10 protein-coding genes are annotated in these 11688 nt (G+C 66.8%); 1 reads left to right on the top strand and 9 read right to left on the bottom strand.

Annotation, left to right across the window (positions count from 1 at the left end; translation table 11 throughout):
• Positions 1-52 precede the first annotated feature (52 nt).
• The gene (locus Q0O95_RS06390; protein WP_293696526.1) at positions 53-1933 is read right to left on the bottom strand and encodes an FAD-binding monooxygenase; all 1881 of its coding nucleotides are present in this window, start codon (positions 1931-1933) and stop codon (positions 53-55) included.
• A gap of 151 nt (positions 1934-2084) precedes the next feature.
• Between Q0O95_RS06390 and Q0O95_RS06395 the strand changes: the two genes are divergently transcribed.
• Positions 2085-2786 carry a helix-turn-helix domain-containing protein gene (locus tag Q0O95_RS06395; protein WP_293696507.1) on the top strand — a complete coding sequence of 234 codons (702 nt, stop codon included), beginning with the start codon at positions 2085-2087 and terminating at the stop codon, positions 2784-2786.
• Between the two features lie 8 nt (positions 2787-2794).
• Here the strand turns inward: Q0O95_RS06395 and Q0O95_RS06400 are convergent, their stop codons facing one another.
• From Q0O95_RS06400 to Q0O95_RS06435, 8 genes are all read right to left on the bottom strand, one after another.
• Entirely contained in the window at positions 2795-3574 is a 780-nt protein-coding gene (locus Q0O95_RS06400; protein ID WP_293696509.1) for an IclR family transcriptional regulator, read from the bottom strand.
• A gap of 11 nt (positions 3575-3585) precedes the next feature.
• Positions 3586-4209 carry a sarcosine oxidase subunit gamma gene (locus Q0O95_RS06405; RefSeq protein WP_293696511.1) on the bottom strand — a complete coding sequence of 208 codons (624 nt, stop codon included), beginning with the start codon at positions 4207-4209 and terminating at the stop codon, positions 3586-3588.
• Positions 4202-6814 (bottom strand): 2Fe-2S iron-sulfur cluster-binding protein, encoded by a 2613-nt coding sequence (locus Q0O95_RS06410; RefSeq protein WP_293696513.1) that lies wholly within the window; start codon positions 6812-6814, stop codon positions 4202-4204. The genes Q0O95_RS06405 and Q0O95_RS06410 overlap by 8 nt, the downstream gene beginning before the upstream one ends.
• A complete protein-coding gene (locus Q0O95_RS06415) occupies positions 6811-7086 on the bottom strand; it encodes a sarcosine oxidase subunit delta (RefSeq protein ID WP_293696515.1) in 276 nt (91 codons plus the stop codon). The genes Q0O95_RS06410 and Q0O95_RS06415 overlap by 4 nt, the downstream gene beginning before the upstream one ends.
• A gap of 10 nt (positions 7087-7096) precedes the next feature.
• On the bottom strand, positions 7097-8335 hold the full coding sequence (locus tag Q0O95_RS06420) for a sarcosine oxidase subunit beta family protein (protein WP_293696517.1): 1239 nt from the start codon (positions 8333-8335) through the stop codon (positions 7097-7099).
• 15 nt (positions 8336-8350) lie between these two features.
• Positions 8351-10048, bottom strand: coding sequence for a formate--tetrahydrofolate ligase (locus tag Q0O95_RS06425; protein ID WP_293696518.1), 1698 nt, complete (start codon positions 10046-10048; stop codon positions 8351-8353).
• Entirely contained in the window at positions 10045-10887 is an 843-nt protein-coding gene (locus Q0O95_RS06430) for a methylenetetrahydrofolate reductase (RefSeq protein WP_293696520.1), read from the bottom strand. Before Q0O95_RS06430 ends, Q0O95_RS06425 begins: the two co-directional genes overlap by 4 nt.
• A 57-nt stretch (positions 10888-10944) precedes the next feature.
• Positions 10945-11688 (bottom strand): aminomethyltransferase family protein (locus Q0O95_RS06435; RefSeq protein WP_293696522.1); only part of this gene is annotated, 744 nt, incomplete at its 5' end.

The raw sequence follows: 11688 nt of genomic DNA on the forward strand, positions 1-11688 counted from the left end.
CCTTTAGGAGGCTCCCAAAGGGCATTCTTTCGACTATTTCGGGTGATCAGCGCTAGCGGTCGAGGAAGACCTCGTCGAAGAACGCTGCGATCTCGTCGGTTGCGTCCAGCGGCAGCACCTGCGCGACGTAGTGGTCGGGCCGCACGATGACGACGGCGCCGTCACGTGAGATGCCGCGCTCGGCGAAGATGTCGTGGCCGAGGCCGTGCGCGAAGACCTTGTCCCAACGATTGACCTTCCAGGGGCCGACCTCCGGCCAGAAGACGCCGGGGACGTCTGCGAACTCGACCTGCCTGTAATCGGTCTGGTAGATCACCTTCGAGTCGAACCACGCGTCATCGTCGCCGCCGGCGGGCGTAAATTTCACGACCGGGGACGCGGGGTCGCTGCCGAGCCACTCGCCGAGGCGCTGCGTCGGCGAGTCTTCGCCAGGAGCCGCAGGGTCCGCGAAAACGTAGATACGCCAGCGGCCGTCGGCCTCGTGCAGGTGACCGAGGTGAACGGGGTTGTTGTCGCCGCGCTTGACGGTCTTCGCCGATTTGAAGCGCTTACCGACCGGGAAACCGGTTGCGAGATCCTGATGCGCGTCATCGCCCGTCAGCATCGACTCCCTGTACTGCGTCATGAAGCCGGCGGGGAACTCGAAGGTGTCCTCGTAGAAGCGCTCGAGGGCATCCGGGCTTTCGAACTCCTCCGGCTTCTTGGCCATCATCGACGACCACTGCCTATCGAAGTCGATGAGGTTCTGCGCGATCTCGTGGCGCTCACCCGAATAGGTATGCAGCAGGGATGCGGGGCTCCGACCCTCGAGGACGAAGCCGAGCTTCCACGCGATATTCCAGCCGTCCTGCATCGACACGTTCATGCCCTGCCCCGCCTTCGCGGAGTGCGTGTGGCAGGCGTCGCCCGTGACGAAAACGCGAGGCGTACGCGATTCGTCATCGACGTCGTCGAACTTGTCGGTGACGCGGTGGCCGACTTCGTAGATGCTGTTCCAGGCGACGTGCTTGACGTCGATCGAGTACGGCGACAGGATCTCGTTCGCCCGGCGGATCACCTCCTCGAGCGGCGTATTGCGCACTGCGCGATTGTCATCGACCGGCACCTCGCCGAGGTCGACGTAGACGCGTGCGAGGTGACCGCCCTCCCGCGGGATGTGCAGAATCGAGCCGCGCTTCGAGTGGATGGTCGACTTCAGCTGCCAATCGGGGAAGTCGGTCTTGACGATGACGTCCATGACACCCCACGCGTGGTTCGCAGCATCGCCTTCGAGCTTGCGACCGATCGACTTGCGCACCCTGCTCGACGCACCGTCGCAGCCGATGACGTACTTCGCACGCACCGTACGCTCGGTGCCGGCCTGTTCACCGGCTGTTCCCACCAGCCTGACCTCGACGGGGTACTCGCCGTCTTCGTGCACGGTGAGGGTCTGGAAATCCCAGCCGAAGTCGGGCTCTACACGACCGGGGCCCCGCAGCGCCGCTTCTGCGAAGTAATCGAGCACGCGCGCCTGGTTGACGATCAGGTGCGGGAATTCGCTGATCTTGCCGCCCTCGTCATCCAGCGTGCGGCCCGTGCGGATGATGGCGTCGCGGTTGTCGGGGTCGGGGTTCCAGACAGCCATCTCGGTGATGCGGTAGGCCTCGGCGATGATGCGCTCGGCGAACCCGAACGCCTGGAACGTCTCGACCGAACGAGCCTGAATGCCGTCCGCCTGGCCGAGCTCGAGGCGCCCGCCTCGGCGTTCGATCATACGAACGTTGACGCTCGGGAACTGCGAGAGCTGCGCTGCCGCGATCATGCCGGCGGGGCCGCTGCCGACGATGAGCACGTCCATCTCGTCGGGGAGCTCGACTGCCCGATCGATGCCGTGGCCCTTGGCCTCCTTCACCCGGGGCTCGCCCGAGACATAGCCTTCGTGATGGAACTGCATGGTTTGCCCTTCGACTCCGCTGTCGTGAATCCCTGGAAAGTGCTCCACTCACGTTCTATAATGGAACACACTGTTCTAATATCGTATATCATCGTATTGCACGCCGATGGCGAGCGCAACGACACCGTGAAATTCAGCAAAGGAGCACGCTGTGAACGCAGCCCCCGCATCCCAGACCCTGTCGCGCGGGCTCATCATCCTCGAGCTGCTCAGCGAACGCGCCCCCCTCTCGATCGACGAGATCGCCGCAGGGCTCGACGTGCACCGCTCGGTCGCCTATCGCCTCGTACGCACGCTCGAGCACCATCGCCTCGTGATTCGCGATACGGCGGGCCTCTGCGTGCTCGGGCCGCAGATGACGGTGCTCGCGGCAGGCGTCAATCGCGACCTGCAGTCGGTTGCGGCGGCCGAGGTCAACGCACTCGCTCACGAACTCGAACTCACCTGTTTCTTCGGCATGCTCGACGGCGGTGATTTCGTCACGCTCGTGAGCGCCGCGCCCCGCATCGCGGGTGCCACGCTCGCGCAACGACCCGGGTCACGGCACCCCATCACGGTCGGCGCACCCAGCAAGGCGGTGCTGGCGGGGATGCCCGATGCCGCCTGGCCCGTGGATGTGCAGGATGCGCTGCTCACCGACGTGCAACTGGCGAGAGAGCGCGGTTGGGCGGAGAGCCACGACGAAGTCATTCCGACCGTGACATCGCTTGCGGTCTCGCTGCCGGTCGTCGGCGGCGTGCGGTCTGCGCTTGCCGTGCTCGCGATGCAGACGCTGCCGCGCCCGGAGGAGATCGCTCAGCGGTTGCACGAGTCATCGCAGCGCATCGCGGCGCAACTCGGCACCGGTCACTGAAGACGCGCTCAGGAGGCCCGCGCGTCCTCCAGCCAGCCGAGCTTCCTGGACACATCGGCGGCGGCGTTCTTCGTGAGTTTCGTGAGTTCGCCTTCGCGGTCGGGTGTCAGCCGGAAGCTGGGTCCGGCAACCGAGAGCGCCGCGAGCGTGTCTCCTGACGCATCGAAGACTGGCGCGGCAACTGCGGTCAGGCCCGGTTCGAGCTCTTCGCGCTGCCAGGCGTGCCCCTGCTCTCGGATCAGATCCAGCTGCGCGCGCAGCAGTTTCGGATCGGTGACCGTGCGCTCGGTCGCCGATGTGAGTTCCGCCCTGAGCAGGCCGTTCGCCCGCGCAGGGCTCATGTGGGCAAGGAAGACCTTGCCGTTGGCGGTGTTGTGCAGCTGCGTATGGCTCCCGAGCCAGCTGACGCCGAGCACACTGTCGGAGAGGTTCACCTCTTCGATGTTGACGACCTCATTGCCCTCGATAACGGAGACGTTCACGGTCTCGCCCGTCAATCGGCTCAGCCGTTCGGCGACGGGCCTGGCAACGGCCACGACATCGGACTGGTCGCGTGCCGAACGGGCAAGTCGCACGATGCCGGCCCCGAGGCCGTAGCGGCCGCCTCCCGTCTCCTGCTCGACGATCCCGCGTCGCTCAAGCGTCGCGAGGAGGCGGGAGACACTGGATTTGTGAACGTCGAGCCGCCGCGCCAGATCAGAGACGCTCGAGGCGCCGGAGCGCGCGAGAATCTCCAGCACGGTGATGGCGCGATCAACCGACTGCACGAGCCCTGTATCCCGAGACATGGTGACCTACCTTACTCGGCCGCGAGCGCTTCCGCCCAGATCTCGGTCGCTGCGTCGTCGAGCCAGGCCGCGAAGTGCTCGGCGAAGGATGATCGCACGAGCAGGAGGAAGTCGTCTACGGTTCGTCTCACGATGAGCACGCCAACACCTTCCATCACCGTTTGCGCGCACGTATCGGCCGGGAACGCGCGCTCGTCGAGGTCGAGTGCGCAGCCGTGGGCGAGGATGCGCGTGGCATCGCGACCCCGCACCGTGATGGCCGTTCGCTGTCCGGTGACATCGATGACGCTCGCGTGTTCACCGGCCATCGCCTCCTGCAGCCGTGCGCCGAACTCTGCTCCTGCGTCGGTCTCTGCTCCTACACCGAGCGCGAGCCACTCGTTCGGGCCGAGCGCCAGCAAGAGCCGACCCTGCTCGCGAGCGACCCCTCCCACGCGCTCCGGCAGCGGCATCCCGGCGGCTCGAACTCCCTCGGCTGCTGCGGTTCCGGCCCGCACGCTCAGCTGCGGCAATAGTCCGTCCTCTCGCAGTTCCAGTCGACCGTTCGGCGACCTACCCCAGTGAGTTCTCCCCTCGGCAAGACCCACGAGGGGCGCCCCGCCGATCTCGTAACCGTGCACCGTTGTCTCATCCATCGCGCCGCCTCCCTTCGGGGTCGTAGAACACCGGGTCGACGATGCGGCAGGAAACGCCATCTGTCGGAGCGGTGACGGTTGCGCCCATCCGCGCATGCCCGCCACGGACGAGCGCGAGCGCGATCGGTCTGCCCACCGCAGCGCTGTCGTAGCTGGAGGTGACGTGCCCGAGCAGCGAGCCGTCGGCATCGACCAGCGCTGCTCCTTCGTCGAGCAGCGCAGGAGGCTCCGTCAGCAGCCCGACCAGTTGCGGCCGATCCGGTCTGCGTGTGTCAGGACGTGCGAGGGAGCGTTTGCCGATGAAGTCGCCCTTCTTGTTCGAGACGATCCATCCGTAGCCGAGATCGATCGGAGTGACCGTGCCGTCGGTGTCCTGCCCGACGATGACGAAGCCCTTCTCCGCTCGCAATACGTGCATGGTCTCCGTGCCGTACGGTGTCACGTCATGCTCGGCGAGAGCATCCCATACGCGAGCCGCTGCCCACCACGGCACGTGGATCTCGAATGCCAGTTCGCCCGAGAAGCTCACGCGACTCACGACCGCGTCGATGCCGGCGACCTGCGCACGGCGCCAGCGCATGAATTCGAACGCCGCTGCCGAAAGATCGGTGTCAGGCGTGAGCGTCTGCAGTACGTCACGGGAGCGCGGGCCCACCAGCGCGATCGTCGCCCAGTGGTCGGTCGTCGACGTCAGGTGCACACGGAGTTCTGGCCATTCCGTCTGCAGCCAGAGCTCCATCGCATCCAGCACGGCCGCAGCGCCGCCGGTCGTCGTGCTCACTCTGAAGTGCTCGTCGTCGATGCACATGACCGTGCCGTCGTCCGTGACCATGCCGTCGAGCCCGCACATCATCGTGTACCGCACTCTCCCGATGCCGAGCGTGCTCAGCCGGTTCGTGTACATCCGATCGAGGAAGGGGCCAGCGTCGGGGCCCGTGACTTCGATGATGCCCAGCGTAGATGCGTCCATCATCGCGACATCCGTGCGGGCCGCGATGCACTCGCGTCGCACCGCTTCGCCCATGGCTTCGCCGCCGCGCGGAAAGTATCTGGGCCGTTTCCACTGGCCGACGTCTTCGAAGATCGCGCCGCGTTCGACGTGTCTGCTGTGCAGCGCCGTACGCCGGACGGGATCGGCGAGGTCACCCGTTCGGCGCCCTGCTAGATCGGCGAAGGAGACCGGGATGACCGGCGGCCTCGATCGAGGCACCCCGACATCGCCGACGGGTCTGCCGAGGCGCTCCGCCACGATGCCCGCGGCGAGCAATCCAGAAGTGCGCCCCTGATCCGGCCCCGTCCCGATCGTTGTGAACCGTTTGATGTGCTCCACCGAGCGCAGGCCGGCATCGAGCGCGACATCGATGTCGGCCACCGTGGAGTCGCGCGACAGGTCGACATACGCGTGCTCCGCATCGGGAGCGCACCAGAGCTCGGCGGCCTCCGGTAACCCCTCGCCTGCCGCCGAGCCGATCACGCGCACTCGGTCGGTCTCACCATCTGGCACCAGCGCCGCCACTGCGCGTTCGTACGCGAGCGGGATGCCGACGTGCGATGCCAGCGCCGCTTGCGGCGCGCGAGCGGCACTGAGGAGCACGCCATCGCAGGGCAGCCGGTCTCCGTCGGACGTCGAAACCGCTTCGACCCGCCGATCACCGTGCGCGCTGGTTATGACCGTGCCGAGTTTGAGCGGAATACTGTGCCGATCGCAGACGGAGCGAGCGTCAGAAGAGACCTCGTCGCGCGCATCGACGACGGCAGGGAGGCGCGCACCGGCCCGCGCGAGTGCGTCGACCGTTTCGTACGATCCGTCGTGCGCGGTGCTTATCACGGGTGCGTCGGCGACGAGCACGGCGGCCCGAGCCAGGTACTCGTGAGCCGCGCCCAGCAGCATGATGCCGGGCAGATCGTTGTTGTCGAACGCATAGGGTCGGTCGATCGTGCCCGTCGCGATCACGATCGATGCGGCGCGGATACGCCAGACTCGCCTCACCTCGGCGCCTGCGTGACCGGTATCGCGGCGCTCGATCGCGATCGCGTAGCCGTCATCGTAGAGACCGATGACAGCCGTGCGCGGTAGTACGGTGACGTGTTCGCGCCCTGCGAGCGCAGCAACGCGGTCGGCGGCATCCGGGCTCGGGATCGCACCTCCCGGAGTCGCCCGATCATCGACCAGAATGACGCGCTGACCGGCCCCGGCCGCTCGTTCGGCTGCAGCCAACCCCGCTTGGCCGGCGCCGATGACAAGGGTCTCTGCATGGGCGTGCACAGCATCTCGGCGGTCGCGAGGTGACGGCGCCAAAACGCCTCGGCCGGAGAGCGTCACGGCCTCGAGACCGTCGACGAGATCGACAACGGTCGCTGGCACCATCGGTTCCCGCAACGGGGCGAGGAGCCGCACCATCGCATTGGGTTCCTCCCACCGAGCCCCGAAGATGCCGCGGGGTCGGCCGTGCCTGATGCTGTCGCCGACGCGCTGCACACCGGCTCCCAGCATCGCCGAGGCCAGCGTGTCACCCTCGAAACCCGTGTACTCCTGCCCGTCGACGACGAATCGCAGCGGCCGAGCACGGTTGATGAGCCCTCCTTGCGCGAGACGTCGGCTCATAGCTCCTCACCCGCTTCCGGCAGCTTCCGTGTCGCGAGCACGTGCTGCGTCAGGGTGTCTCGTTCGACGATGAACCAACTCCGACACCCCGCCGTATGGCACCACTGCTCCGCGAGCGGCCCTGCGGGGTTGTCCCTGACGAACAGATAGTGCCCCCATTCGTCATCGTCGAGCGCGAACGGGTCCGGCGGATACGAGACTCCCGCTTGCCCACCGCAGACGAACTCGATTTCGTCACGCGGGCCGCACCACGGGCATTCGATGAGCAGCATGTCGGCCTCCTCAGTGCGCCACCGCTGCGGCGCCGTGCTCGTCGATGAGTGCGCCCGATGCGAAGCGGTCGAGCACGTAGGGGCGAGAGAGTTCGTGGGGCGACCCGGTCGCGATGGTGTGGGCGAAGAGCCGCCCGGCCGCCGGTGTCGCTTTGAACCCGCCCGTCCCCCATCCGCAGTTCACGAACAGCCCGTCGATCGGCGTGCTGTCGATAATGGGCGAGGCATCGGGGGTGATGTCGACGACACCCGCCCAGGTGCGCAGCACGTGCGCTCCCGCGAACGCCGGGAACAGCTCGATCGCCGCCGCGAGCTGCTCCTCGATGACGTGAAACGATCCGCGCTGCGCGTAGCCGTTGTAGCCGTCGACGCCGGCGCCGAGCACGAGTTCACCCTTGTGCGCTTGGCTGACGTAGACGTGCACGGCGTTCGACATGACGACGGTCGGATGCACGGGCTCGAACAGCTCCGACACGAGTGCCTGGAGTGGATGGCTCTGCAGCGGAAGCGCCAGCCCCAGCGGTTCCGTCAGGACGGATGTTCGCCCGGCCGCCGCGAGCCCCACGGTTCCGGTCGCGATGCGGCCCCTGGTTGTCGCAATGCCGCTCACGCGCCCGCCCGCAGTTTCAATGCCGGTGACCTCGCACCCTTCTATGAGGTCGACGCCCAAGTCGTAGAGCCGCTTGGCATAGGCCCAGGCGACGAGGTCGTGTTTGGCGATGCCGGCGCGAGGCTGATACGTCGCTCCGAGCACGGGGTACCGCAATCGATCCGAGACATCGACGACGGGGCAGACGTCTGCGACTTCATCGGGTGTCAGCCAGTCCGCGTCTATACCGGAGAGCCGGTTCGCTTCGACGCGTCGCACGCCATCGCGCACCTCCTGCAGCGTGTGTGCGAGGTTGAGCACGCCGCGCTGATCGAACAGCACGGGCTGACCGAGATCGTCCTCCATGCGCTCCCACAGCTGCAGCGCGTGCTCGTACAGGGCTGCGCTCGCCTCCAGCAGGTAGTTCGACCGGATGATGGCGGTGTTTCTGGCCATGTTGCCGCCCGCCAGCCAACCGTGTTCCAGCACCGCGAGATTGCGGATGCCGTGCTCCGTTGCGAGATAGTACGCGGCCGCGAGCCCGTGACCGCCGGCACCGACGATGACAGCGTCATAGGAGGCTGCTGGTTCCGCCGACCGCCAGAGCCTGTCGGCGAGCTGCGGCATCCCGTCGCCTGCGCTCGCGTTCCGCGTACCCATGGTGCTTCCTCGCGCTCAGAAGAGCCCGACGATCTCGCCGTTCTCGTCGATGTCGACATCGTGCGCAGCGGGATGCGCGCCCAGACCCGGCATCGTTCGCATGCTGCCGCAGATGAGGTAGACGAAGCCGGCGCCTGCGGAGAGCCGTGCCTCCCGCACCGGCAGGCGCCAGCCGGTCGGCGCTCCCCGGAGCTTCGGGTCGGAGCTGATCGACAGGTGCGTTTTCGCGATGCACACGGGCAGGTGCGAGAAGCCGAGCGCCGCGAAGCGTTCGAGCTGCTTCGCTGCCACGGGCGAGAGATCGACGCCGTCCGCGCCGTAGACTCGCGTCGCGATCGCTTCTACCTTCTCGAGCAGGCTCGCCGAATCGGGGTAGAGCATCCGGAATTCCGTTTGCTCCTCCGCGGCCTCCGCAACGATCTCGGCGAGCTCGACGCCCCCGCGACCGCCGTCGGCGACGTGCGTCGATACGGCGACTCGCGCACCTGCGTCACGGGCGATGCGTTTGATCGCCTCGTGCTCGCTGGGATGGTCGGTCGGGAAGGCGTTGATCGCGACGACCGGTGAGACGCCGTGGATACGGATGTTCTCGATCTGCTTCACGAGATTGGCCGCACCGGCTTCGACGTCGTCGGGGCTCTCGCGGAGCATGGCCTCCGGCAACGGCCGGCCCGCGACGATCGAGAACCGGCCGGAGTGAGCCTTGAGCGAGCGCACGGTTGCGACGAGCACTGCGGCGTCGGGTGTCAGCCCGGAGGTGCGGCACTTGATGTTGAAGAACCGTTCCGCTCCCATGTCGGCGCCGAAGCCCGCCTCCGTGATCAGGAAGTCACCGGATCGAATCCCGATGCGGTCGGCGACGACCGACGAATTTCCGGTTGCGATGTTGCCGAACGGGCCGGCGTGCACGAGCACGGGAGTACCCTCGAGCGTCTGCATGAGATTCGGTTTGATCGCCTGCGACAGCAGCACCGTCATGGCGCCGGCGGCCCGGACGTCCTCTGCGGTCACGGGTTCGCCGTCGGGCGTCTGACCGACGATGATGCGGCCGAGTCTGGCCCGCAGATCCGGCAGCGACTCGCACAGCGCGAGCGTTGCCATGACTTCGGACGCGGCGGTGATGTCGAAGCCCGTCTCGCGGGTCACGCCGTCTGCACGGGCGCCGAGGCCGATCACGATGTTGCGCAGTGACCGATCGTTGACGTCGATCGCGCGTCGCCACGTGACGTCACGAGGCTCCATCCGGGGGGATGCCGAGTGGAAGAGGTGCGCATCGACCTGCGCCGCGAGCTGATTGTGGGCTGCGGTCACGGCGTGCATGTCGCCCGTGAGGTGCATGTTGATGAGCTCCATGGGTACGACTTGGCTGTAACCGCCGCCTGCCGCACCCCCCTTGATGCCGAGCGTGGGGCCCAGGGACGGTTGCCTGATCGCGATCGTTGCGCGGCGTCCGATGTGCGACATCGCCTGGCCGAGCCCGACGGTCGTCGTGGTCTTGCCCTCGCCGAGCGGCGTCGGCGTCACGGCCGATACGACAACGTATTTCGCCTTGGGTCGATCGGCGAGCGCATCGATCGCGTCGAGGCTGATCTTCGCTGCTCCGCGGCCGTACGGTTCGATGAAGTCGGGGCCTATGCCCATCGTCTCCGCGATATCTTCCAGCGGACGGAGGGTTGCTCCGCGAGCTATGGCCAGGTTCGACAGTGAGGTCATCCCGTCTCCTTCTCTTCTTCGAGTCGGCGCGCTAACAGCGCGGTGCGCCACTTGTTTGTGCGCGCAATCTCATTGAAGCTGAACACGTGCCAACCCACAATGCGTGATTCGGGTCGCTCGAAGACGTCGGTGAGTCCGTCGATGAGCCGATCGGGTGTGTAACCGACTGCTGCCCGCACGGCGACGCCGGCCTGTTTCGTCAAGAAGCGCGCGGCATCCCGCAGCCCGATCCGGCCGGAGATGCGCAGCAGACGGGTTCTATCGACGACGCCGGGGATGCCGATGTGCAGCGGCAGATCGATACCGCGTGCACGCATAGCGGCGATCCACTCCTCGACCGTGGTCGCGTCGAAGCAGATCTGCGACACGATGTACGTCGCGAACCGCGCTTTGTCGGCCATGGCTGCGATGGTCTGCGTGTCGGGGATGACCGCGTGCCGTTCCGGATACCCCGTTATGCCGATCTGCTCGAACGGGTGACCGTTGTCGTGCATCGCCTCCAGCAGTCCCAGTGCCCCGTCGTAGGGCCCTCTCGGGGTCTCGGCGTCTCCGGCGATCACGAAGACGTCGTTCACGCCCAGCTCGTCGAACGTGTCGATGAGCTGCGCGAGATGATCGGGCCCCTCCACCATGCGGGCCGCAAGGTGCGGGACCGTTGGATGACCGCGACGTCGGAGCTCGCGGACGAGCGGAACCGTGGCGTCGAATCCGTGCGTCGGCGAACATGTCACGGTGACGATCGCGCCCTGCGGCAGGTGATCGATCGCCTCCTCGACGCCGCGCATCGGCACCATCTCGAAGCGCGGCGTCCGCAGCGCTGCTATTGCCGCCCGTTCCATGAGGCTGCTCCTAACCAGAGTCGGGGTTGGCGTTGTCGAGCATCGTCGGCCTTGATCTCATCGTCGCATTCTTGTCATCTCGGGGTCGAAAAGAGGTTCGTCCGACACGGTTGCTGCGTAGTGCCGATCGAGATAGGCGACCTCGACGCGGTCACCCGGCTCCAGGTCGGGCGGTAGCCACGCGTACGCGATGGATCGCCCGACGCTGATGCCCTGCGCGGCGCTCGTCACGAACCCGATCGCGCGGCCGTCACGAAGCACGGGCTCCGAGCCGAGCACGACGTCGTTGAGATGATCGAAGACGAGCGGCAGGAGTCGCTGCTTCGGCTCGGGCGCGTCCAGCAGTGCATCTCGGCCGGTGAAATCGCCTTTGCCCGCTCGTACCGCAAACGAGAGCCCGGCCTCCTCCGGTGTGTGTTCCGACCACACATCGGATCCCCACGAGCGATAACCCTTCTCGATGCGCATGGCATCGAAGGCGCCCCTGCCGACCGCACGCACCCCGTGCGCTGCTCCCGCATCCCACAGGGCATCCCAGAGCGCGAGCCCGAGATCGGCGCTCGTATACAGCTCCCAGCCGAGTTCGCCGATGTACGACAGTCGCATCGCGAGCACATCGATCGCGCCCACGCGAATACGGCGGGCTCTGAAGAAACCGAAACCGTCGTGCGAAACATCGTCGTCGGTCACCTCCGCGAGGACGTCTCTGGCCAACGGACCCCACAGCCCTATACAGCAGGTGCCACCTGTCACGTCGCGAACGCGAACGGAGCCGTCCTGTGGCGCTTGGCGCAACAGCAG

Origin of the sequence: uncultured Agrococcus sp., from assembly GCF_945915485.1 — a bacterium.
GTDB lineage: Bacteria > Actinomycetota > Actinomycetes > Actinomycetales > Microbacteriaceae > Agrococcus.

Bases quoted from the DNA above. Each gene is read 5' to 3' on its own strand.
- Q0O95_RS06430 (WP_293696520.1), bottom strand. From the start codon at position 10,887: ATGGAACGGGCGGCAATAGCAGCGCTGCGGACGCCGCGCTTCGAGATG.
- Q0O95_RS06425 (WP_293696518.1), bottom strand. From the start codon at position 10,048: ATGACCTCACTGTCGAACCTGGCCATAGCTCGCGGAGCAACCCTCCGT.
- Q0O95_RS06415 (WP_293696515.1), bottom strand. From the start codon at position 7,086: ATGCTGCTCATCGAATGCCCGTGGTGCGGCCCGCGTGACGAAATCGAG.
- Q0O95_RS06390 (WP_293696526.1), bottom strand. From the start codon at position 1,933: ATGCAGTTCCATCACGAAGGCTATGTCTCGGGCGAGCCCCGGGTGAAG.
- Q0O95_RS06410 (WP_293696513.1), bottom strand. From the start codon at position 6,814: ATGAGCCGACGTCTCGCGCAAGGAGGGCTCATCAACCGTGCTCGGCCG.
- Q0O95_RS06420 (WP_293696517.1), bottom strand. From the start codon at position 8,335: ATGGGTACGCGGAACGCGAGCGCAGGCGACGGGATGCCGCAGCTCGCC.
- Q0O95_RS06400 (WP_293696509.1), bottom strand. From the start codon at position 3,574: ATGTCTCGGGATACAGGGCTCGTGCAGTCGGTTGATCGCGCCATCACC.
- Q0O95_RS06405 (WP_293696511.1), bottom strand. From the start codon at position 4,209: ATGGATGAGACAACGGTGCACGGTTACGAGATCGGCGGGGCGCCCCTC.